The organism is Novosphingobium sp. KN65.2 (assembly GCF_001368935.1).
GTDB lineage: Bacteria > Pseudomonadota > Alphaproteobacteria > Sphingomonadales > Sphingomonadaceae > Novosphingobium > Novosphingobium mathurense.
This window is the reverse complement of record NZ_CCBH010000147.1, coordinates 28,542-52,066: the sequence shown is the minus strand read 5'-3', so window position 1 is coordinate 52,066 and position 23,525 is coordinate 28,542. Positions and strand designations below refer to the sequence as shown.

Genomic DNA, 23,525 nt, shown 5'->3' with positions numbered 1-23,525 from the left:
CGGCAGCAGGCGCAATTCGTGCGCGGTGGCCGGAAGTTCTTCTCACTCGCTCCACGAGTGGCTTGAGGGATGAAGGATAAGGTCAAATCCGGGCATCCCTCCCTTGTCTATTTCGGGCTCGCACTCTCCCTGCTCCTGCCCTTCCTTGCGGACCTGACCTTCCCCCTCGGCACGGCCGTGTGGGTGGTCTATCTGCTGCCCGTGGTGCTGGCCTATGTAGCGCCATCGCCCATTGTGCCACCAGTCATAGCCGCGACTGCCACGGCGCTGGCGGTGCTCGGCTTCCTGTTTGCCCCGGCAGGCATCGACCCCACCCTTGCCATCACCAACCGCAGTGTCGGCACCGCTGTAACCTGGCTGCTTGCCGGAGTGGGCTATCTGTTCATTCGCAACCGGCGGACGGTCTTGCATGAACGCTGGCTGCAGTCCGGGCAGGTGGGGCTTGCCCGCGAGATTAGCGGCGAGAAGAAACTGGATGAACTGGGCGATGCCGCGCTGCGCTATCTTGCCGCTTATCTCGGCGCTCGCGCCGGTGCGATCTACATTCGCAACGGCCAGGGATATCGCCGTTATGCGACATATGGCGTGCCGGCCGAGGCACCGATCCCCCTGCGCTTCGACGTCAGCGACGGCCTGCTCGGGCAGGCGGTGAGAGAGCGGCGCTCGTTCGTGCTGGATCAGGTGCCCGACGGTTATCTCTATTTCGGCTCGAGCCTGGGACAGGCTAAACCGGCGACACTGCTGATCGCCAACGCCTATGCAGACGGCGTGGTCAACGCGGTGATCGAACTTGGCCTTCCGGCAAGCAGGGTCGCGCATGCGCAGGAACTGCTGGAACGGTTAGAAGGCCAACTCGGCGTCGCCATCCGCTCGGGCAAATACCGCGAAAGGCTGCAGGAACTGCTCGCCGAAACGCAGCAGCAGGCCGAGGAACTGCAGGCCCAGAGCGAGGAACTGCGCGCAAGCAACGAAGAACTCGAGACGCAAAGCCGCCAGTTGCAGGACTCCGCCAAGGAGCTGGAAGCGCAGCAAAGCGAACTCGAGCAGACCAATGCCCAACTCGAGGAACAGGCACGGCAGCTCGAAGTCCAGCGCGACGACCTGACGCGGGCGCAGAAATCGCTCAAGGCGCAGGCCGGAGACCTTGAACAGGCGAGCCGCTACAAGTCCGAATTCCTGGCCAACATGAGCCACGAACTGCGCACCCCGCTCAATTCACTTTTGATCATGGCGCGACTGCTGGCAGAGAACCGTTCCGGCAATCTGACCGAGGAACAGGTCAGGCACGCCCAGACCATCGAAACCTCGGGCAACGACCTGCTCATCCTGATCAACGACGTTCTCGACATCTCGAAGATCGAAGCCGGCAAGGTCGAGCTCGATCCCCATGTCACCGGTGTATCCGGCATCGCAGAAAAGCTGCGGCGGCTGTTCGAACCGGCGGCTACCGACAAGGGCCTGGAATTCGCCATTGAAATCGACGAGCCGGATCTTGCCCTCGAAACCGATCCGCAGCGCGTCGAGCAGGTGCTCAAGAACTTCCTTTCCAATGCGATCAAGTTCACCGATCGCGGCCGGATCGCCCTGTCGGTTGCCCGCCAGACGGATGACAGGATCGCCTTCACCGTGCGCGACACGGGTGTCGGCATTCCGTCCGATCAACAAGGCGCGATCTTCGAAGCATTCCGCCAGGCCGACGGGTCGGTCAGCCGCAAGTACGGCGGGACCGGCCTTGGCCTTTCGATCTCGCGCGAACTGGCGCACGTGCTGGGCGGTGAAGTCGCAGTCGAAAGCGCACCGGGTGAAGGCAGTGCCTTCTCGCTTGTCCTGCCTGCAAAGTTCTTTTCTCCGGCCGGGCAGGTCGCGCCACGTCCCGCACCGGCGCCTTCTGCAGCAAGAAGCAAGCCCGTGCCGGCGCCCGCGGCTCCCGTCCGCTCTCCCGACGCGCCCGAAGACGATCGCGAGCGCCTCACCGCTGACGACCGGGTGATCCTGATCGTCGAGGACGATCCGGTATTCGCCCGGATCTTGCGCGATCTGGTGCGCGAGCAGGGCTTTTCCACACTGATCGCGGACACCGCCGACGAAGGCGCGTTACTCGCCCGACAATACGTGCCCAGCGCCGTCATCCTCGACATGAACCTGCCCGATCATACCGGACTGTCGGTACTCGACCGCATCAAGCGGGACGTGCGCACCCGCCACATCCCGGTCCACGTCGTCTCGGTCGACGACGAAAGCCAGACGGCCCTGGCGAGCGGCGCTATGGGCTATCTGTTCAAGCCGGTTCAGCGCGAGCAGCTCGTGCAAATGCTCGAGAGCCTTGAACAGCGCATGGTACAGCGCATGCGCCGCGTCCTCGTTGTTGAAGACGATGCCAAGCAGGCCGAGAGCGTCAGCCTCCTGCTGGGTTCCCGCGATGTCGAAACCGTCGAGGCCTTCTCGGCCGCACAGTGTTTCGAGATGCTCGGGCGCGAGAGTTTCGATTGCATGGTGCTCGACCTCAACCTGCCCGACGCATCGGGAATGGAACTGCTCGAACGCCTGAGCGCGGACGAGAGCGTCCCGTTCCCGCCGGTGATCGTCTATACCGGGCGCGACCTTTCGGCCGCGGAAGAGCTCAAGCTTCGCCGCTATTCCAAGTCGATCATCGTCAAGGGCGCAAAGTCGCCGGAGCGCCTGCTCGATGAAGTCACCCTGTTCCTGCACAAGGTCGTCTCCGACCTTCCCGAGCCGCAGCAACAGCTGATCGCAAAGTCGCTGAACCGCGACGAAGCGCTGCAAGGGCGCAACGTGCTTGTCGTCGAAGACGACATCCGCAACATCTATGCCCTGTCGAGCGTCCTGGAGCCGCACGGCGTCAACGTGCGCATCGCGCGCAACGGGATCGAGGCGCTCAATGCACTGGACGAGGCGATGACCGGCAGCACGCCCGTTGAACTGGTGCTCATGGACGTGATGATGCCGGAAATGGATGGCCTTACCGCCACCCGCAAGATCCGCGAGCGCGAATGGGGCCGCACCCTGCCGATCATCGCCCTGACCGCCAAGGCCATGGCGCGCGATCAGCAGGAATGCATCGAGGCGGGCGCCAGCGATTATCTTTCCAAGCCCCTCGACGTCGACAAACTCCTGAGCCTGGTGCGCGTATGGATGCCGCGTTGATCGAAACCTTCGAACCGCACGAAGAAGTCGAACTGGATCTGCTGCTCGAGGCGATCTGGCGACATTACCATTACGACTTCCGCGGTTATTCGCGCAGTTCGCTGCACCGCCGCCTGGTGCGGGCGATGCAGAGGTTCGGCTGCGCCAGTCTTTCCGAGCTGCAGCACCGCATCCTGCGCGAGCCTGCTGCCTTCGCAGAACTGATGGGCTTCCTCACCATCCAGGTGAGCGAGATGTTCCGCGATCCCGCCTATTTCCGCGCCCTGCGGGAAAACGTGATCCCACATCTCAAGACCTTCCCCTCGCTCAAGATCTGGATAGCGGGATGCGCCAACGGCGAGGAATTCTACTCGCTGGCCATTCTCCTTCGCGAGGAAGGGCTTGAGGACCGGGCCATCTTCTATTGCACCGACATCAGCCCCGCCGCCCTCAAGCGCGCGCAGGCCGGCGTCTACGACCTCGACCGGATCGCACAGTTCACCGAGAACCACCAGCAATCCGGCGCGCGCACGTCCCTGTCGGATTATTACACCGCAGCTTATGGCAGCGCGATCTTCGACAAGTCATTGCGTCGGCGCGCCGTTTTTGCCGAACATAACCTTGCCAGTGACGAGGTCTTTTCCGAAGTGCACCTCGTTTCCAGTCGCAACGTGCTCATCTACTTCGACCGGCCGCTTCAGGACAGGGCATTGGGCCTGTTCGCGGACTCACTCGTTCGAGGCGGATTCCTTGGGCTGGGGACCAAGGAGACCCTGCGCCTTTCACGCTATTCCCAGGGTTTTGGCGATTTCGACGATCACATGAAGATCTACCGTCGCAACACCCTGCCGCTGCGAGAGATCACCCATGAATCCTGACCCCATCCGTATCCTCGCCGTTGACGATATCGTCGAAAATCTCGTCGCGCTCGATGCCCTTCTGGCCGATGGCGAGGTAGAGATCCTTCAGGCCAGATCGGGCGAGGAAGCACTGGAACTGCTGCTTTGCCACGATGTCGCGCTGGCTCTCCTCGATGTGCAGATGCCGGGCATGGACGGCTTCGAACTGGCCGAATTGATGCGCGGCCTCGAACGCACCCGTTCGATCCCGATCCTCTTCCTTACCGCAGTCGCCACCGATGAACGCCGCCGCTTTCGCGGTTATGAAGCTGGTGCGGTCGATTACCTTCTCAAACCGGTCGACACCCACATCCTGCGCAGCAAGGTCAAGGTGTTCACCGAGCTCTACGCCCAGCGGCGAGAACTGGCCCGCCAGCGCGACGATCTGGCCACGGCGCTGGCGCGACTGACCGCGCACAGCGACAATTCACCGCTCGCAATCGTCGAACTGGACAGCACGCAGCAAGTCATTGCCTGGTCGAACGGAGCTGAACGCCTGTTCGGTTGGCGCGCGGCCGAAGTGAAAGGATACAACGCTAGTCGGATCGACTGGCTCAGCGCCGAAGATGCCGAGACATTCAGCGCACTTGTCGGCGATATGATCGGCGGCACGGCAAACCGCGAAACACACACGCTGCGGTTTCTTACCACGACCGGCTCTACCTTGACCTGCGAATGCCATTGCTCGGCCATTTACGATCCTGCCGGACACCTGATCTCCGTGAACCTGCAGATCCTCGATATCACCGACCGCGTCCGGGCCGAGGAGGCGCAGCGCCTGCTCAACGGCGAACTCAATCACCGGGTGAAGAACACGCTCGCCACGGTTCAGGCGATTTCTCGCCAGACCTTGCGTTTTTCCTCCGGACCGGGGGATTTCTCCGCCACTTTCCTTGGGCGTATCGACGCCCTGGCAAAGGCACATTCGCTGCTCAGCAGCGCAACATGGCAGGGCGCGGATCTTCGCCAGCTCATTGCCGGGCAGGTTGCGATCGGGACTTTCGACCCGGCGCGGGTCAAAGCGCAGGGACCGGACGTCGACCTGGGCCCTGAACCCGCCCTGCACCTTGCGCTGGTCCTGCACGAACTTGTCACCAATGCCCACAAATACGGCGCGCTTTCGGGGGCCGGGGGCACCGTTTCTCTGACCTGGCAGATCGCCGGGGATCGGCTGAAGCTCGACTGGGTGGAAAGCGGCGGCCCGCGCGTGGAGGCGCCGACCCGAACGGGTTTCGGCAAGACGATGATCGAACGCAGCCTGGCAGCAGATGGCGGCGGCGCGACGATGCACGCCGATCCGGCGGGCATGAAGTGGGAACTCGTCCTGCCCTGCCCCGCCTCGGCCATTGCCGCACGCAAGCAGTCCGAAACGCAAGGAGGCGCCATGCGCACGCCAGAAGCCGATACACCGCTCGACACGCTTGCAGACATGCGCGTCCTGGTTATCGAGGACGAACCGCTCGTTTCCATGGAACTCATGACCATTATCGAGGATGCAGGCGGCATCGTCGCAGGCTCGGCATCGACGGTCGCGTCAGCGCTCAGCCTGATCGAAACCACAGAAGCGGACGGCGCGATCCTCGACGGCAATCTGCGCGGGGAAGCGGTGGAAAGCGTCGCCGCCACCCTGCAATCGCGCGGCATCCCCTTTGCATTCGTCAGCGGATACGGGCGCGAAAACCTGCCAGCCGGTCACGAGAATGCCCCCCTGCTTTCCAAACCATTCCGCGCGGACCAGATCGTCTCCACGATCAATGCATTCGCTTCGCCCACAACCGTATCGTAAAGGCGAAGCAGGCAATTGGCAGAACGTCGCCGAATATGGGTAGTCGCGCGAATCGGATGACGTCAGGCTGGGTGAAAGGCACGTTTCACTAGTGAACACACGGCCTGTTTAAGATCACTATTGCACGAAGAAAGCTGCGATTTGGGCCAGATTAGACCTTAAATCGCACGCACAATGACCCCATAATAGGGTGCATGGTTAAGTGGTCGTCCGAATTCAACAGACGCAACCTGCTGTTCGCAGGAGCAACTCTTGCTGCCGGTGCATTGATCAAACGTTCGTCGCCCGATCCGGTTCCCGCGATACCTGTCGCATCCGCCAGACCGCGCCGCCTGCCCGCGGTAGCGAAGCGATCGGCCGCCGGGCCAAAGTTCGACGTGAACCCCAGACTGCTGGAAAAGGCGCTCGCTGCGCTCGAAACGCATTCGAAACGGATCAGGGATCATGGCCGGATCGCCCTCGTCGACTTTTCGGTTTCCTCGTCGAAGGAAAGGATGCACTTCCTCGACATCGAAAACGGCAAGGCAACGCAGATACTGGTCGCACACGGTTCCGGATCGGACCCCGACCATACCGGCTTCGTGGAGCGGTTTTCCAACGTTTTCGGATCGAACGCGTCCAGCCAGGGCGCCTTCCTGACCGACGATTACTACGTGGGCAAGCATGGCCGCTCGCAACGTCTGATCGGCCTCGATCCCACGAACGACAACGCTCTGGATCGCGCGATCGTGGTGCACAGCGCGTGGTATGCGAACGAGGACATGATCCGGACACACGGGATGCTGGGACGCAGTCAGGGGTGTTTCGCGGTAGGCGAGAAACACCTCGACGATCTTTTCTCGTTTCTGGGCAAGGGCCGCATGATCTACGCTGGACGCGCCTGAACTCTTCGCGCCGTTACTTTGGCAAGCGTGCAACATCGGCGCGGCACAATCGTTAACATACAGGTCTTTCAAGGAGATCTGTGTGCGAAAAAGTGCAATTGCCGCTTCGATCATGGCGCTGGCCATGGCGCTTGCCGGCTGCGGGGCAACTTCCGGAGACGCCGGCGGGCAGAACGCCGGCTCCGGCCAGTTGAGCTGGAGTTCGTCGAGCGAGCGGCAACTGCGCGAAGCGCTCGAGCGGCGCGCCGTCCACGGGCTCGACCATGTCACCTTTGCAGCAGATGGCGCGTCGCAAGCCGGCGAAGCGCTTACGCAAGAAGCCCTGCGATATGCCCGCGCACTTGCCCTGGGCGCCACCTCGCCGGAAGAACTCTTCGAGATCTACACCATCCCGCGCCCCCGCCCCGATCTCCTGCAGGGACTGATCCGGGCTCTCTCCGACGGACATCTGGATAACTGGCTCGAAGGTCTGGCTCCGCAAAGCGAAGCCTATCGTCGCCTGTCGAAAGCCTACATGGAGCTTGAGGCGAAGAAGGCGTCCCCTTCCCCCCGGATCCCGCTGAAGGACGATCCCCTGGAGCCCGGTGACAGCGATCCGCGCATTCCGGCGATCGCCCGTCAGCTCGCCGCATCGGATTACCTGGACAACCCGGCCAGTGCAGGCAATCGCTACACCCCGGACATGGTCCGGGCCGTCAAGCGCATGCAGGCCGACTATGGCATCAAGCCCGACGGCATCATCGGCAAGGACGCGCTTGAGATCCTCAACCTCTCGGATGCCGACAGGGCGCGCGCGCTCGCCGTTGCCATGGAGCGACTTCGCTGGCTCGAGCGCAATCCGCCGGCCACCCGCATCGACGTGAATACGGCTGCGGGCAGGCTTACGTACTGGCGCGATGGCAAGGCCGTCGACACCCGCAAGGCTGTCGTCGGCGAACCGGGCAAGGAGACGCCACAGCTCGGCTCTCCGATCTACCGTCTGGTGGCTAACCCGACCTGGACGGTCCCGCGCTCGATCCAGGAAAAAGAGTTCGCAGACAAGGGCAGCAATTACCTGCAAACCCACAACATGGCCTGGCAGGACGGCTGGATCGTACAGCAATCGGGTCCGGAGAACTCCCTGGGCCTGGTCAAGTTCGACATGAAGAACGATCACGCGATCTATCTCCACGACACCCCGGCCAAGTCCCTGTTCCAGCAAGTGCAGCGGCAGCGCAGCCATGGCTGCGTGCGTGTGCAGGACGCACTGGGATTCGCCGAATTGCTGGCCCGCGACGAAGGCGTGCTCGACCAATGGCGCAAGGCCCGCGCTAGGGGAGATGAGGCGTTCGTGTCGCTGCCGCGCGAAATCCCGGTGAGGCTGCTCTACCAGACCGTCCTGTTCGATGCGAAGGGGGACCCGGTGGTCCGCGCCGATCCCTATGGCTGGGATGACCGCGTGGCCGTTGCGCTGGGGTTCGGTTCCGCCAAGAGCCATCTGCTGCGCAACGCCACCGGCGACATCGGCCCGTGATATCGCCTTCGCGATTCCCTTTCCCGAATCGCAATCGGCGTCCACGCCCGGTAAATTCTTCATGAAAACAACGTCATCGACACAAGAAAAACAGGCAGATCGCCCGTGACGCTCGCCGTGAATTGCGGCAAGACCTGCCTGACTGCAGATCGCGGGGAACCGGGATCGATTTGGATACTTTTGATACGTCGTGTGGAGCGATGGAAGATGGAGATGCCAGCGTGCACGACGACACGGTTCCCGAGAGGCTTCGCGCCTTCTTCCAGGATTCCCCTGTTGCACTCGCCCTGGCTGCTCCGGACCGTGACAATCCCCTCATCCTCGTCAACCGCCGCTTCGTCGAGCTGACAGGCTATTCCCAGCAGGAACTGTTCGGCCGCAATTGCCGCGTGCTGCAGCAAGACGCGGAAAGCAGCGAGGCACGGGTCAAGCTGCGGGCCTTCCTCGATGACGAGAACGCCCCGAATGTACGCACCCCGATCCTCAATTTCACCAAGGACGGCACGCCCTTCGTGAACCTGCTCTACATGTCGCGACTGCGACAACTGAATGGTGAGCCACGCTACATCTTCGCCTCTCAATTCGATGTCAGCCGCGCCCAGCCCGGGCGACTGCAAACCTATGACCGCGACCTTGGCCAGACCCTGACCAAGCTCAGCCCGGTCGCGGCAGAAAGCGGGATCATCGTCGAAGGGACGCTGACCTCGATAGCCAACTCGGCGGCAACGATCGCGCAGGCGAAGCTGGCGCTTGCCGGTCTAGACGACAGCTCATTCCTGTGAGCCGAGGGGAAGAACGCATGGAAGCGGGAAGCTGTGCAGACACCGGGGCCACCGTTCCCATCATCGGCATCGGGGCATCCGCTGGCGGTCTGGAAGCCCTGCGCGAGATGCTCTCCGCCGCACGGCCACCGACGAACCTCGCCTTCGTGGTCGTCCAGCATCTCGATCCCAATCACGAAAGCGTGCTGGCCCAGCTTCTCGATCGGGCGAGCCCGCTTGACGTCCTCCAGTGCGAAGGCGGCGAGGAACTCCAGCCCGAGCGTGTCTACATCATCCCTCCCGGGAGGGGCCTGGCCATCCGCGAAGGCAGACTGCAACTGACCGACTTCGCACAGCCGCGCGGCCTGCGCCGCCCGATCGACGACTTCTTCATTTCGCTGGCGGCCGACCAGCAGGCCAATGCCGCCTGCGTGATCCTTTCCGGGACCGGCGCCGATGGTTCGACCGGGCTGCGCGCAATCAAGGAACACGGCGGCGTCTGCGTCGTCCAGCAGCCGGAAACCGCACGGTATGACGGAATGCCGGTTGCGGCCGTCGGCACCGGACTGGTCGACTACGTCAAGGCCCCGGGCGAAATCCTCGACTGTCTGCGGGCCTTTTTCGAGCGACGCTCCGGAGAACCGCACGACGAGACAGCCCAGCTCGTCGCCGACCATGTCGACGATCTGTGCGCCACCTTGCGCCAGGTCATCGGTCACGATTTCTCCGGCTACAAGCGATCCACGCTGGTGCGCCGCGTGGAGCGCCGTATGCACGTGCTCAGCATCGACAGCGCCAGCGCCTACGTTCAGCGGGTGCGCACCGATCCCGGCGAATGCGAAGCCCTGTTCCGCGACCTGCTGATCAACGTCACGCGTTTCTTTCGCGACCCCGACATGTTCGAGGCCCTGCGCGCCAAGGTCATCGAGCCGCTGCTGCAGGAGCGGGAGGCCGAAGAGGAAATACGCGTCTGGGTGCCGGGCTGTTCAAGCGGCGAGGAAGCCTACAGCATCGCCATGCTCTTTGCCGAAGCCGCCCGCGAGCAAGGTCTGGCGAACCCGGTGCAGATCTTTGCGACCGACATCGACGAACAGATGCTGCAGGTCGCGCGCGAGGGAAGCTATCCGGCAGCCGCGCTGGCCGATATCCCCCTACCGATGCGCGAACGCTGGACGGTACCGCACGGAGAACGGTTCTCCATCGCCGGGCAGATCCGCGACCTGATCCGCTTTTCGAACCACAGCGTCGTCAAGGACCCGCCCTTCTCGCGCATCGACCTGGTGTCCTGCCGCAATCTGCTGATCTATTTCGACGACCGGTTGCAGCAGTCGGTCATGCCGATCCTGCATTACGCGCTCAAGCCGGGCGGTTACCTGTTCCTCGGCCCCTCGGAGAGCATCGGCCGCTTCGACAACCTGTTCCCGGCGCTGGATCATCATGCCCATATCCTTGAGCGGGCGCCGGGCAATCCCACTTACCCAATCGACCTGCCGGCCAACGAACACAACCAGCCCAGCCGCACTCCCGCTTCGGCCATGCGCATCGGCAAGATGAAGGCGTCGGAAGGCGGCATGGCGATCCAGCGGCTGGCCGAAGGCTACGCGCCGCCGGCCATGGTGGTCAACCAGGACGGCGCGGTGCTGTCCGCCTACGGCAAGCTGAGCCGCTACTTCGACTTTCCGGTGACCCGGACCGGCGGATCGAACGCCATTTCGCTCGCCAAGCCGGGCCTGCGTGACGTGCTGGGCCCGCTGGTGCGCCAGGCCCGCGATAGCGGCAAGCGGGTCGTTGCGCGTCAGGTCGAAGTCACTTCCGACTACGGCGTTCAGCCGATCGAGGTCATCGGCGAACCACTGGGCGATGGCACCTTGCTCCTGATCTTCCGCGACCGCGGCCCGTTCAAGCCCTTCGAGGCCACCGACCTGTCCGAGATCGAAAGCGGCGACGATCACATGGAGGCACTTGAGGAGGAGCTGCGGCTGACCCGGCACAAGCTGCGCACCGCGGTCGAGGAACTGGAGACTGCCAACGAGGAACTGAAAAGCTCCAACGAAGAAATGATGTCGATGAACGAGGAACTGCAGTCGACCAACGAGGAACTCTCGACCGTCAACGACGAGCTCAAGAGCAAGGTCGACCAGCTTACCGTCGCCAACTCCGACTTGCGCAATTTCTTCGAATCCACCGAACTGGCCGTGATCATCCTCGACCGCGACCTTCGCATCCGCAGCTACACCGAGGCGGCAACAACGATCTTTCCGCTGCAGGTGACCGACCGGGGGCGTTCGCTCGCCGATGTCGCCACGCGGCTCGACGAAGGCGATTACCTCGACGATGCCCGCGCCGTCGCGACCCACGGCGAGCCGATCCAGCGCCGCGTACGCACCCGCGACGGCAAGCGTACGCTTTCGCTTCGGGTGCTGCCTTACCGCACACAGCATGGCACCATCGACGGCGCGACCCTGGTGCTGACCGACATTACCGATGCCCTGTCGATGGAACACGATCTCGCCGCCGAGCGGGAACGCCTCGACCTTGCCGTCAGGGCTGGCGGAATCGGAGTGTGGGAATACAGCGTCGATAGCGGTGAACTGATTGCGGACGCCACCAATCGCCGCCTGCTGGGCCTGCCCGCCACCGGCGAGGTGCGGATCGACGATGCCTTCGCGAACGTCCATCCCGAAGACCGCGCGACGATCGAGGCGAACCTGCGCAAGGCAAGCGCCGCGAACGACGATTTCGAAGCCTCGTTCCGGGTCATGTTGCCGGACGACAGCGTTCGCCACCTCAAGAGCTTCGGCCGCCTGATATCGAGTTCCGAACCGAAGCGGCTGGTCGGTGCGGCCATCGACATGACCCCCGAGTACGCACTGGCAGAAACCCGGGCGTTGATGCTGCGCGAGATGAACCACCGGGTTAAGAACCTCTTCGCCGTGGTCAGCGGCATGATCTCGGCTGCCGGCCGCTCACACAACGACGTACGCAGCTACAGCGAGGACCTGCGCGAGCGCATTGCCGCGCTGGGGCGCGCGCATTCGCTGGCGGCCCCTTCGGGCGACCAGCAGTCGATCCCCTTGCGCGCCTTGATCGAGACGACGACCGCCCCCTACGACGGCCACGCGCGGATCGAGTTGCATGGCCCGGATGTCTCCATCGAGCGCTCCTGCCTGTCCTCACTGGCGCTGATCCTCCACGAATGGACGACCAACGCCGCGAAGTACGGCGCGCTCGGCGGCGACGGCGGTACGCTCTCCATTAGCTGGGAAACGAAGGAAGACGGACTGAGTCTCCACTGGCAGGAGCGCAGGCGAGGCGACGTTGAGGTCGCGCAAGGCAACGGCTTCGGAACGCTGCTCGTCACCACGTCCGCGCGGCAGCTCAAGGCCGAATTGTCACGCGAGGTCGACGATGAAAGTTATCGTCTGCACATGCAGCTTCCGCCCCGGGTGATCCTGGCATGACGCGCTCCGTGCTCATTGCCGAGGACGAACTGATCGTCGCGCTCGACCTCGAGGCCATCGTCGAGGAGGCTGGCTTCGAGGTCGCGCAAACGTGCGAATCCCTGTCTTGTACGCAGGAGGCGCTCGATCACGGGATGCCTGCCTGCGCGATCCTCGATGTGCGTCTGGTCGATGGCGAGGTCTATCCAGCCGCGGACCGGCTCAATGCCGCCGGCGTCCCAATCATCTTCCACTCCGGCCATGCCGACGAGGCGCAGTTGCGCGACCGCTACCCCGAAGCGCAGTTTTGCCCCAAGCCCAGTTCACCCTGGTCCCTGCGCGACGCCCTGCAACGTGCAATGACGCAAAAAAGGGCGGAATGACTGTCGACCTCGCAGTCCCGTTACGCCTGACCGGCCAGTGCAGCGACGCATTCGGGGACATAGAGCCCGATGCGGCAATGCAAGCCTTCCTCGCGAAAGTCGAGCTCCGCCTTGCTGCCATATTCGGCGGCGAGCCCCCGCTCGATCAGCCGCGAGCCGAAGCCCTTGCGGCCTGAGGGCTTCACAGGCGGACCGCCCAGTTCCTGCCAGTCGAGCGCAAGATAATCGCTATCCTCGGCCTCCCGGAACCACGCGATGCGAATGCAGCCCGTCTCGTTGGACAAGGCGCCGTATTTCATGGCGTTCGTCGTCAGTTCGTGCAGTGCCATGGTCAGGGCCACGGTCAAACGCGGAGAAAGTGAAATGTCCGGCCCGCTCGCCTCGATGCGGCAGGCATCGGCCCCGGCCGCAGGTGCAGTCGCTTCGCGCACGACTTCGGCCAGCGAGGTCATGCGCCAGCTGGCATCGGTGAGCAGGTTGTGCGCGCCTGCCAGTGCCCGCAGCCGTTCCTCGAAAGACTGCCGCGCGCTGCCGGCCATCTCGACATTGCGGAAGGACTGCGAAGCCAGGCTCTGGACGATGGCGAGAGTATTCTTGACGCGGTGGTTGAGCTCATTGATCAGCAGGTCCTGATGGCGGGCCGCTTCGACCACCTCGGTCATGTCCTGCCCCTGCACGAAGATCGCAGAGACGTCCCCATTCTCGAAAATCGGCTGATAGATGAAATCCAGGAAATGGCGATCGCGAGGGGCACCGGGCTCGATCTCGAAATAGACCTCCTGCGAACGCCCGTTGTAAGGCTGGCCACTGCGCCGCACTTCATCGAGAATTTCGATAAAACCCTGGCTGACAATTTCAGGGAGGGCCTCGGCCAGCTTGCGACCGATCAGCTGCTCGCGACCGACAAGCTGCGTATAAGCCTCATTGACCATGGCGAATTCGTGATCCGGTCCGACAAGCACTGCCATGAATCCGGGCGCCTGCTCGAACATTCGGGTAAGACGGGCGCGCTGCGCCTGCAGATCGAGGTTGCGGTGCTGCACCGCATCGGCCCTGCGAAACAGCCCGCTCTCATCTCGCAGACTGCGCAGTCGGTGCAGTTCGGTCACGTCGACCGTGTGCTGCAGGATCGCATCCACCTCCCCGGCGCTGTCCAGAAGCGGCGTATGGGTCGCGCTCCAGTACCGCTGCTCCATGGAGCCGTCGGGCGAAGCGATGTCATAACGGATCAACGCAATTTCATCGATTTCGGCAGTCTCCACCACACGCTTCAACGAAGCGCTGAGCAGTTCGAAACTGTCGCTTCCGGGATCGCTGGGGAAGGCATCGAACATGCGCCGCCCGATGATCGACTCCCTGGTGCGCATCGTCGCACGCAAATAGGCATCGTTCATCCAGACGATCGTCTCGTTACGGTCCATAACGACGTAAGGATTTGGCGAAAGCGAGAAAAGCGATTCAAAGTCCAAATTCACTGACGCCTCAATTCTGCCACGCCCGACCGGTGGTTCTTGCCGCAGACTGTGGTGGTGCCGGTAACTTGTCAATGACAGGGCCAGAACCGCATCGCGACCCATCGCACCGAAAGAGCCGGATACCCTTTCCGCCTCTTGCGTGACTCCTGGCGCTAGAAGCCGAACCCGATGCGCGCTGCAATACTGGCAGACGGCGCACCTTCACTCAGGCCAGCGTTGCCCTCCAAACTCAGGCGCATGTTGTCTTCAAGGCTTGTTCCGAGCCCAATACCGATGGCCTGTCTGTCAGCGAGGGTTTCTGTCGCGGCTTCTTCATAGGAATAGGAGAGAGCCGCAAAGGTGTGAGCGCCAAGCTTCATGCGCGCTCCCGCCGATCCGCTCAGGGTATTGTGGACATCGAAGCCGTCCGGTTCTCCCAGCACCGTATAGCCCAGCGAAAGGAACGGTGTGAGCACCCCCATTGGCCTGGCCACCTGCCCGACAACAGCGTAGTCCGCCTTGCCGGTACCCAGCCCCTTGGCAACAGATGCGGTCGGCAGTTTGACCGATGTGCCAAGAGACGTCGCAAGGCCCGCAAGGGGCAAGTCAACGGATGCCTGAATCGTGAGATCTCCGATCCCTTCACGCGTGCTTCGCTCCAGGGTCGACGAACCGGTTGCAAGCAGCGGCGTGCCCAACAGTCCACCCTGGCTGACGATGACGCCAGCTGGAGCGCTCGTGCGCACATAGGGAAGCGATGCGCCGATGTGGAATCGTCCCTTCGTGGCCGTAACGGTGACCGGAACCGCGACCGTTTCGAACCTGTCGTCGGTGCCGTAGTCGCCTTCCTGATATATGACGCCGGTACTCACTTCGCCGGACCAACCCTCAGCTCGCGTGCCGGTGCCATCGCGGTCAGCGGCGATGGCAGGCGTCGCATTAAACAAAAGAACCAGTGCCGCCGAAGCAGCGTGAAACATGCGCATTTCAATATCCGCCTTGAATGTTTGCATTTCGGGCTGACAGGCCCGGCCACCATGCCGCGCTCGGCGCGGAAGATCGGACCGACGGCCTGTCGGTCAGAATTTCGGATGAAGTCTCCGCGCCCCTTCCGGCGTTGCGGCCTGCACTGGGCATGCGACCGTTGCTGCGGTCGTGATGTCGATGATCATGGGTGTACCTCCTGCCAATTGAATTTTCGAAGCATCACTCGTGAATGATGCGGCTTGGCTGAGAGAACGCGTGCGCCGGTCAATTTCATCCGCGCGCTCGGAGAATTTATTGGCATGTCCGCAAATCGCGCGGGTCGGAGCGGCGGGATGGCTTCGAACAGAGCCTTCAGCGCCGCAACAAACAGGTCATAACGATAGATGCGACCGGTGCGACTTCCCCGGTCGGGGTTACAAACACCTCCGCCCGTTTCCGCCGTTTCTACATCATCAGAAAAGTCAGCTCACTCAGAGTGCTGCAGCACCGATGGTGGCGAAACGCTTTACAGGTATGGTGGCCATGATAAGCCTCTCGATATGAATGGGGCGCGGGAGGCTTGGAGATGATAAAGGGTGCGCGGGTTCCTGAGCGGGCCTATCTGATCGTACTCTGGGCAGTTTCGGTCATCTTCGCCGGCTTCATCGTCGGCTTCGGCAACCTCGTTATCGGCGACCTGCCGCAGATCGAAACGACGGTTTCGCCCGATCAATTCGTCGACAAGACGCGAGACAAAGCGCTGCAAAGGGAACTCAAGCAGGCCGAAGATCGCCGCGGAGCAATTGACGACAAGCTCCAGATCGCCCGGCTACAGCTCGAACAGGCCCGCCGCGCCTCGCAGACCGCCACCGAGACCTTCCAGGCCTGGATCCAGACCCGGAGCGCAACCACCGATCCCCAGCAGGACCCCGAAGTGGTTCAGCGCACCCGTCAGCTCGAACAGCTCAAGGGCAACGAGCGCGTGATCCAGGGTCGGATCAACACGCTCGAGAACGAACGCCTGCCTCTCGAACAGCGCGCCACGGCACTGCGCCAGGAACAGAACGACCTGCAGGACGCGGCCTATCCGGCTTTTGAGAAGGCCCTGTTCTGGCAGGAACTGCGGATCTTCCTGCTACGTCTGGCGCTAACCCTGCCAATGCTGCTGCTCGCCGCATGGCTGGTCGCAAAGCGGCGCAAGGGCGCTTACTGGCCGCTGTCACGCGGCTTCGTGATTGCCGCGGTCTTCGTCTTCTTCGTCGAACTGGTGCCCTACCTGCCCAGCTACGGCGGCTACATCCGTTACGGCGTGGGCATCCTGCTTACCGTTGCCGCCGGGCACTTCCTGATCAAGAACATGCGCCACTACCTGGAAAAGCGCCGGGAAGTGGAAGCGCAGGCGGAGGAAGAAAGGCGCAAGCTCGTCTCGCACGACGAAGCCTTCAAGAAGATGTCGGCCAAGGTCTGCCCCGGCTGCGACCGACCGATCGCCGCAATGGAAGGCAGTGAGACGAACTTCTGCGTCCATTGCGGGATGACGCTCTTCAATCACTGCAGCAAATGCGATGCCCGCAAGATGGCCTTCTTCCGCTACTGCATGGCCTGCGGCAGCCCCGCGCAGGACGCCGCCAAGGCAGGCACCTGAGGGCCAATCGAGCTCAGTCGCGCAATTCGGTCTTGAGCACCTTTCCGGCCGCGTTGCGCGGCAGTTCAGGAACGATCCGTATGCTGCGCGGCACCTTGTAGTTGGCCATGCGCTTGCGCGACCACTGCAGCAGTTCGTCCTCGCGCAATGACGACCCTGGACGGGTGACCACGTAGGCACGCCCCACTTCGCCCAGACGCTCGTCCGGCGTGCCGATAACCGCCACCATGTTCACTTCGGGATGCGTTGCAATCAGGCTCTCGACCTCGGCCGGGTAGACGTTGAAGCCGCCGGAAATGAACATGTCCTTCTTGCGGTCGGTGATCCTGAGATAACCGCGCGCATCGATGGTGCCGATGTCCCCGGTATGAAGCCACCCCTCGCCGTCGATCGCCTCGGCGGTCGCCACCGGATCGTCGAGGTAGCCCTTCATTACGGAAGGGCCGCGCAGCCACAGTTCACCGGGCTGGCCGGCGGGCAGGTCGTTGCCCTCGTCATCGACACAGCGCACTTCCATGCCGGGCAACGGATAGCCGCAGGTATTGGCAACGGTTTCGGCATCGTCTCCCCGGCAGGTCATGGCGACTGCGCCGCATTCCGTCATGCCATAACCATTGACGATGTTTTGCATCCCCAGTTCGTGACGCATCCGTTCAACGAGAGCCGGCGCCACCGGAGCGGCGCCGGTGACGGCAACGCGCAGCGAGGAAAAGTCGCGCGCTTTGCCGCCGTCCAATTCCTGCAGCAACGACTGGTAGATGGTCGGCGGCCCGGGCAGGAAGCTGATGCGGTTGTGTTCGATCTGACGGATGGTTTCGGCCACGTCGAAAACCGGCATCGGCACGATCGTCGCACCGCGGGTGAAGCAGACGGCCCAGCCCGCCTTGTAGCCGAACGTATGGAAGAACGGATTGACGATCAGGTACCTGTCGCTTGCGCGAAGATCGACCCTGACGGCCCAATCGCCGAAGATCTGTACCGCCTGTCTATGTGCCGTCAGCGCCCCCTTGGGCTTGCCGGTCGTACCCGATGTGAAGATGATGTCGCAGATATGATCGCCGGTCAGCCGCGCAAATGCAGCATCGACTTCGGGGTCCTGTGCGCCGTTCCCGCGCGACACGAAAGCCTCCCAGCCCTTGTCGAGATGCACGGTCTCGCCAAGGTCGGGCAGGTCTTCCGAGGCAATCAGCTGAGCGTAGTCCTGGCCAAGAAAATCGGCTGGCGCGAAAAGGATCTTCACCCGGGCGCGGCGCAGGATGTCGGCTGCCTCGGTGCCTTTGAAGCGCGTGTTCATGGGCACGATCGTGGCGCCCACGGTCTGCGCGCCAAGAGCTGCGAGTATCCACTCGCGCGTATTGGGCGCCCAGATCGCGATGCGATCGCCGTTTCTGATCCCGCTGGCCAGCATGGCCGATGCGGCGGCCCGGGCATCGGCCCAGACCTGTGCGAACGTCCAGGTCTTCTCGCCGACGATCAGGCCGGTAGCATCCGGCCAGGTTTCGGCCGCCGCTTTCGCCGCGCCGGGGATCGTCGTCGGCCAAGTGCCCATCGCTTCGGTCATGATCTGCTGTCTCTCGCTCAGGCGACTTCGAACAGACCGGCAGCGCCCATGCCGCCTGCCACGCACATCGAGACGACGACGTACTTCACGCCGCGCCGCTTGCCCTCGAGCAGGGCATGACCGACGAGGCGTGAACCGGTCATGGCGAAAGGGTGGCCGATGGCGATACCCCCGCCATTGACGTTTAGCTTCTCAGGATCGATGCCCAGCTTTTCCTGGCAGTAGACCGCCTGGCTGGCGAAGGCCTCGTTGATCTCCCAAAGTCCGATGTCATCGATCTTGAGGCCAGCGCGGTCGAGAAGCTTGGGAATCGCGAAGACCGGCCCGATACCCATCTCGTCCGCGCCGCAACCCGCAACCTGAAAGCCGCGATAGAGACCAAGGATCGGCAAGCCTTCCTTCTGCGCGGTGGCAAGGTCCATGAGCACTTGCGCGGAAGCCCCGTCGGAAAGCTGACTGGCGTTGCCCGCCGTCACGTGCTGGCCTTCCTTGATGACCTGCCCGTTCCTGAAAATCGGATTGAGGGCCTGCAGCTTCTCGAACGTCGTGCCGGCCCGCACGCCCTCGTCCTTCGTCAGCGTCACCTCTTCCTTGCCGGTCTCGTTACCCTCCTTGTCGAAGAGGGCCTTGGTGACGGTAATCGGCACGATCTCAGCGTCGAATGCGCCCGCTTCCTGTGCGGCAGAAGCGCGACTCTGGCTCTGCGCGGCAAAGCGGTCCTGCGCTTCGCGGCTGACGCCGTAGCGCTCGGCCACGACTTCGGCGGTCTCGATCATCGCCATGTAGGCGTAAGGGTCGTGCTCCTTGACCCATTCCGAGCGGTTGCGGAAATTGGGGTAGTGCTTGTCGATCGTGAGCGAGACGTTCTCGGTACCGCCCGAGAGCGCACAGTCGATCTCGTTGGCGATGATGCCGCGCGCGGCAAAGGCCAGCGCGTTGAGGCCCGAGGAGCACTTGCGGTCCATCGCAAAGCCGCTGGTCGTATCGGGCAGCACCGAACCATGCACGGCAAGACGGCCGATGTTGTAGCTCTGGGTGTTCCACTGGTTGGCGCAGCCCATGTAAACGTCGTCGATGCGGGCCGGATCGATCCCGGCGCGCTCGATCGCGGCGTTGACGACATGGGCGGCCATGCGCGGCGCCTCGGTATCGTTGAACGCGCCGCGATAGGCCTTGCCGACACCGGTACGGGCAGTGGAAATGATTGCAGCTTCGCGCATCGTGTCAGTCCTCTCAGGCAAATCCGTGCATGTTGAGCGGGCCGAAGTAGGCGCGCATCTCGATGATCTGGTTGTTTTCGTTGAAGCGGAACGTGTCGATCACATCGACGCGCTTGTCGCTGCCTTCCCAGTGTAGGTGCACCGAGAAGGGGAAGACGGCATGGTCCGCGGTAAGGCGCACCGGGCCTTCGAGCGTGAGCTTCGCGCCCGTCTTCATGGATTCGGCATAGAAGACGAGGATCGCCTCTCGCCCGACGTGGGGCGGCGTGCCGACCGGGTCCTCGACCGTGGCATCCTCGGCGAACAGCGCCGCCACCCGCTCGGGGCTGCCATCGGCGAAGGCGGCAACGTATTCGTGGACCGCGGCTTCCATCCTGACGGGATCGGGCATTACTCTGTCTCCGGAAAATAGCGGCTGATGGTGTCGATCACGAGCGCGGGCTTGTCGCTTCCCTCGATTTCGACCGTGACCCGAACGGTCGACTGGATCGCGCCCTTCACGTCCTCCACCCTGACGATCTCGCCCGTACCGCGAATGCGCGAGCCGACGCGGACCGGAGAAAGGAAGCGGGTCCTGTCCATGCCCACGTTCACGCCGGCCGCAAAGCGGCGAACCTCGATCATCTGCGGCAGGAACATGTTGACCAGGCTCAGCGTCAGATAACCATGGGCGATCGTGCCTCCGAACGGCCCGTCCTTCGCGCGCTCGACGTCGACATGGATCCACTGGTGATCGCCTGTGACATCGGCAAAGCCATTCACCCGCTCCTGATCGATCAGCAGCCATTCGGTGGGGCCAAGCTGCGTGCCTTCCGCACCGATCAGGTCGGCCGGGCGTTCGAAGACCTTCGGCGCGCTCATGCGTGCTGGCTCGAGACCGGAACGATCTCGCCGGTCATGTAGCTGGACAGGTCGGACGCGAGGAACATCATCACGTTGGCGACTTCCCAGACTTCCGCCGGGCGGCCATAGGCTTCCTTCTTGACCAGTTCGGCCAACGCCTCTTCGGTCGTCACCTTGGCGAGGAAGGGGTGCATCGCAAGGCTGGGCGCCACCGCGTTGATACGCACGCCGTGATCGGCTGCCTCGACCGCTGCGCAGCGGGTGAAAGCCATGACGCCGGCCTTGGCCGCAGCGTAGTGGGCCTGGCCCTTCTGCGCACGCCAGCCCAGCACCGACGCGTTGTTCACCATGACGCCCGACTTTTGCGCATACATCGAAGGCAGAAAGGCACGGGTCATGCGGAACAGACTGGTGAGTGTCACATCGAGCACGCGGCTCCATTGCTCGTCGGTCATGTCGACGACACTGACCTCGCCGCCGAGCCCGGCATTGTTGATAAGCACGTCCACCTTGCCGAGCGCCGCAAGCGCGCCATCGCGCAGACCCTGGACAGCCTCTTCGCTGGTAACGTCGCACACGAAAGTGGCGGGACGTGCGCAGCCCACTTCATCGGCGATACGGTCGGCCGCTTCGCCAAGGCGACGCTCGTGAAAGTCGCTGATGAGCAGCCTGGCGCCCTCTTCCGCGGCGCGCTTGGCAGCCGAGAAGCCGATGCCGGTACCGGCCGCAGCGGTGACCACCACGGTCTTGCCCTTCAGCATGCCAAGGGGCGTGGGATAGGAAGGAACGGGTACGGTCATGAGTTACCTCTCGGTTCGCGGGGCAGCCCGAGGCCGCGCTCGGCGATCAGGTTGCGCTGGATCTGGTTGGTGCCGCCGTAGATCGTGTCCGAACGGCTGAAGAGGAAGGTATTGGGCAGGAGTGTCCATTCGTAGGCGTCGCCCGCGGCGATCTCGCCGGCCTGCCCGAGTACTTCCATGGCCAGTTCGCCAAGGTCACGCCGCCAGGTCGCCCACTGGATCTTGTAGGTCAGCGCCGCGCCGTCGAGCCCGGCCGCATCCGCGTTCGAGAGCATGCGCAGCGCGCCGTAGCGCATCAGGTTGAGCCCGATCTCCGCCCTGGCGATCTTCTGCCGCGTGACTGGGTCGTTCGCCTTGCCGTTTGCCCGGGCAGCCTCGATCACGGCATCCAGTTCGTTGCGGAACTGCATCTGCTGGGCCAGCGTGGAAACTCCGCGTTCAAAGCCCAGAAGCGCCATGGCAACGCCCCAGCCCTGACCGCGCTCGCCCAGCATGGCGTCTGCCGGGCAGCGTGCCTCGTCGAGGAAGGTCTCGTTGAACTCGGCCTCGCCGTTCATCTGGCGGATCGGGCGTACCTCGATCCCGGGCTGGTCCATGGCCATCAGCAGGAACGACAGGCCCTTTGGCCCCTTCGATCCTTCTTCGCTACGGGCAACGACGAAGATGTAGTCGGAGAAGTGCGCGAGGCTGGTCCATACCTTCTGCCCGGTCACGACCCACTCGTTGCCCTCGAGGTGGGCCTTGGTCTTGACGTTGGCCAAGTCCGAGCCGGCATTGGGTTCCGAATAACCCTGGCACCAGATTTGCGTGCCCCCGGCAATGCCCGGAAGATAGCGGGCTTTCTGCTCCTGCGTCCCGAAAGCGAGGATCGTCGGGCCGGCCAGCTCGACGCCGATATGATTGATACGGTTGGGCGCACCCGCGCGCGCGTATTCCTCGGCGAAGATCACCTGCTGCGCCAGGGTGGCATCGCGGCCGCCCCACTCGACAGGCCAACCGATGCAGGACCACTGGTGCGCGGCCAGCTGCCGTTCCCACTCCTTGCGGCGTTCGACCTTGGAAACAAGGTTGGGGATGCCGACGATATCCCTGAACTCGCCAGCCATCTGACCCTGCAGCCAGTCCGCAGCTTCGGCGCGGAATGCCTCGTCCTCGGCGGAAAATCCCAGCTTCATGAGGCTTCTCCAATGGTCAGGCGGGCGACCTGTTCACGGTGCCAGTCCCCATCGCCCATCATCGAGCGGATCGAGGTGGCGCGCTTGAAGAACAGGTGGGCATCATGCTCCCAGGTGAACCCGATGCCCCCGTGGAGCTGGATCATGTGCCCGGCGCATTCGAAATAGGTGTCGGCGCAGAAGGACTTGGCGGAATGCAGGGCAAGCTGCGCCTCGGGCGCGCCTTCGTCTACTGCGCAGGCCGCCCAGTAGACGGCGGAGCGTGCCTGCTCGATCAGCACCATCATGTCCGCCAGACGGTGTTTGTACGCCTGGAACGAGCCGATCGGACGGCCGAACTGCATGCGCTCGGTGGAATACTGTACGGTGCGGTCGAGCGTCGCCTGCGCGCCGCCCAGCGCCTCTGCGGCAAGACAGATCCACCCCCCGGCATGAAGCGCTTCGCGCGCAGGGGCAAAATCCAATGCCTGTGCATTGGCCCCTTCAAGCGTGACAGTCGCAAGCGGCCGCGTCTGGTCCATGGTCGTATGGCTCACGACACTCAAGCCGGCGTCTTCTGCCGCGACCAGCCAGGCTGCGTCCTCTCCCACAAACACGAAGAGATCCGCAAGGCTGCCATGCGCAACAAAGGGAACCGTACCGGACAGCCTGCCGCCTTCGACCTTGAGCGCGGGCGCATAGGCCGCAGCGGCAATCGCTTCTCCCGAAATAAGCGGGCCCAGCCACTGCTCTTTCTGGGCAATGTTGCCGCCTGCGGCAATCGCCTGCCCCGCCGTCGCGAGCCCAAGCAACGGGATGGCGGAAACCTGCGATCCAGCGGCCTCGGCCACGATCGCAAGCTCCACCATCCCCAGCCCGACACCGCCGTCCTCCTCGGCGATCCCGATGCCGGAAAGCCCCAGTTCCTCGCAGAACGATGCCCACAGTTCGCGGTCGATGCCGCCTGCCTCCATCGCAGCGCGGGTGCGCTCGCTGGTGGCGTTCTCGGCAAAGAAGGTCTGCACCGTCTGAGCGATCATCGCCTGTTCTTCGGTAAAGGCGAATTCCATGC

The 23,525-nt window shown here is 63.3% G+C and carries 18 protein-coding genes; 9 read left to right on the top strand and 9 right to left on the bottom strand.

Annotated elements, in window-relative coordinates; all coding sequences use genetic code 11:
• Positions 1 to 69: 69 nt before the first annotated feature.
• From SPHV1_RS10940 to SPHV1_RS10905, 8 genes are all read left to right on the top strand, one after another.
• The gene (locus SPHV1_RS10940) at positions 70 to 3,165 is read left to right on the top strand and encodes a response regulator (RefSeq protein ID WP_054946074.1); all 3,096 of its coding nucleotides are present in this window, start codon (positions 70 to 72) and stop codon (positions 3,163 to 3,165) included.
• Positions 3,150 to 4,022 carry a protein-glutamate O-methyltransferase CheR gene (locus SPHV1_RS10935; RefSeq protein WP_054946073.1) on the top strand — a complete coding sequence of 291 codons (873 nt, stop codon included), beginning with the start codon at positions 3,150 to 3,152 and terminating at the stop codon, positions 4,020 to 4,022. The genes SPHV1_RS10940 and SPHV1_RS10935 overlap by 16 nt, the downstream gene beginning before the upstream one ends.
• Positions 4,012 to 5,829 (top strand): response regulator, encoded by a 1,818-nt coding sequence (locus SPHV1_RS10930; protein WP_054946072.1) that lies wholly within the window; start codon positions 4,012 to 4,014, stop codon positions 5,827 to 5,829. Before SPHV1_RS10935 ends, SPHV1_RS10930 begins: the two co-directional genes overlap by 11 nt.
• A 194-nt stretch (positions 5,830 to 6,023) precedes the next feature.
• The gene (locus SPHV1_RS10925; protein ID WP_054946071.1) at positions 6,024 to 6,713 is read left to right on the top strand and encodes a murein L,D-transpeptidase catalytic domain family protein; all 690 of its coding nucleotides are present in this window, start codon (positions 6,024 to 6,026) and stop codon (positions 6,711 to 6,713) included.
• A gap of 82 nt (positions 6,714 to 6,795) precedes the next feature.
• The gene (locus tag SPHV1_RS10920; RefSeq protein WP_231634633.1) at positions 6,796 to 8,226 is read left to right on the top strand and encodes a L,D-transpeptidase family protein; all 1,431 of its coding nucleotides are present in this window, start codon (positions 6,796 to 6,798) and stop codon (positions 8,224 to 8,226) included.
• Positions 8,227 to 8,447: 221 nt separating this feature from the next.
• Complete coding sequence (locus SPHV1_RS10915; protein WP_369817892.1) at positions 8,448 to 9,008, top strand: PAS domain S-box protein; 561 nt, start codon at positions 8,448 to 8,450, stop codon at positions 9,006 to 9,008.
• A gap of 17 nt (positions 9,009 to 9,025) precedes the next feature.
• Positions 9,026 to 12,448: a CheR family methyltransferase gene (locus SPHV1_RS10910; protein WP_054946069.1), complete on the top strand. Its 3,423-nt coding sequence runs from the start codon at positions 9,026 to 9,028 to the stop codon at positions 12,446 to 12,448.
• Positions 12,445 to 12,810, top strand: coding sequence for a response regulator (locus SPHV1_RS10905; protein ID WP_054946068.1), 366 nt, complete (start codon positions 12,445 to 12,447; stop codon positions 12,808 to 12,810). Before SPHV1_RS10910 ends, SPHV1_RS10905 begins: the two co-directional genes overlap by 4 nt.
• Positions 12,811 to 12,830: 20 nt before the next feature.
• Here the strand turns inward: SPHV1_RS10905 and SPHV1_RS10900 are convergent, their stop codons facing one another.
• Both SPHV1_RS10900 and SPHV1_RS10895 read right to left on the bottom strand, forming a co-directional pair.
• Complete coding sequence (locus SPHV1_RS10900; RefSeq protein WP_231634632.1) at positions 12,831 to 14,285, bottom strand: sensor histidine kinase; 1,455 nt, start codon at positions 14,283 to 14,285, stop codon at positions 12,831 to 12,833.
• Between the two features lie 152 nt (positions 14,286 to 14,437).
• A complete protein-coding gene (locus SPHV1_RS10895) occupies positions 14,438 to 15,250 on the bottom strand; it encodes a transporter (protein ID WP_054946067.1) in 813 nt (270 codons plus the stop codon).
• A gap of 566 nt (positions 15,251 to 15,816) precedes the next feature.
• On the opposite strand from SPHV1_RS10895, the gene SPHV1_RS10890 reads away from it, so the two are divergent.
• Complete coding sequence (locus tag SPHV1_RS10890; RefSeq protein WP_054946066.1) at positions 15,817 to 16,875, top strand: zinc ribbon domain-containing protein; 1,059 nt, start codon at positions 15,817 to 15,819, stop codon at positions 16,873 to 16,875.
• Positions 16,876 to 16,888: 13 nt separating this feature from the next.
• Here SPHV1_RS10890 and SPHV1_RS10885 read toward each other — a convergent pair whose 3' ends face one another.
• Genes SPHV1_RS10885 through SPHV1_RS10855 form a run of 7 tightly spaced genes read right to left on the bottom strand, consistent with a single transcriptional unit; the run spans position 16,889 to position 23,523 of the window.
• Positions 16,889 to 18,436 (bottom strand): FadD3 family acyl-CoA ligase, encoded by a 1,548-nt coding sequence (locus tag SPHV1_RS10885; protein WP_054946065.1) that lies wholly within the window; start codon positions 18,434 to 18,436, stop codon positions 16,889 to 16,891.
• A 17-nt stretch (positions 18,437 to 18,453) separates the two neighbouring features.
• On the bottom strand, positions 18,454 to 19,656 hold the full coding sequence (locus SPHV1_RS10880) for an acetyl-CoA C-acyltransferase (protein ID WP_054946064.1): 1,203 nt from the start codon (positions 19,654 to 19,656) through the stop codon (positions 18,454 to 18,456).
• A 13-nt stretch (positions 19,657 to 19,669) separates the two neighbouring features.
• Positions 19,670 to 20,047: a steroid Delta-isomerase gene (locus tag SPHV1_RS10875; RefSeq protein WP_054946063.1), complete on the bottom strand. Its 378-nt coding sequence runs from the start codon at positions 20,045 to 20,047 to the stop codon at positions 19,670 to 19,672.
• Positions 20,047 to 20,517, bottom strand: coding sequence for a MaoC family dehydratase (locus SPHV1_RS10870; protein ID WP_054946062.1), 471 nt, complete (start codon positions 20,515 to 20,517; stop codon positions 20,047 to 20,049). The genes SPHV1_RS10875 and SPHV1_RS10870 overlap by 1 nt, the downstream gene beginning before the upstream one ends.
• On the bottom strand, positions 20,514 to 21,299 hold the full coding sequence (locus tag SPHV1_RS10865) for an SDR family oxidoreductase (RefSeq protein WP_054946061.1): 786 nt from the start codon (positions 21,297 to 21,299) through the stop codon (positions 20,514 to 20,516). Before SPHV1_RS10865 ends, SPHV1_RS10870 begins: the two co-directional genes overlap by 4 nt.
• Positions 21,296 to 22,474, bottom strand: a complete 1,179-nt coding sequence (locus SPHV1_RS10860; RefSeq protein ID WP_054946060.1) for an acyl-CoA dehydrogenase family protein — start codon at positions 22,472 to 22,474, stop codon at positions 21,296 to 21,298. Before SPHV1_RS10860 ends, SPHV1_RS10865 begins: the two co-directional genes overlap by 4 nt.
• Positions 22,471 to 23,523, bottom strand: a complete 1,053-nt coding sequence (locus SPHV1_RS10855; protein ID WP_054946059.1) for an acyl-CoA dehydrogenase family protein — start codon at positions 23,521 to 23,523, stop codon at positions 22,471 to 22,473. The genes SPHV1_RS10860 and SPHV1_RS10855 overlap by 4 nt, the downstream gene beginning before the upstream one ends.
• Between the last annotated feature and the right edge of the window lie 2 nt (positions 23,524 to 23,525).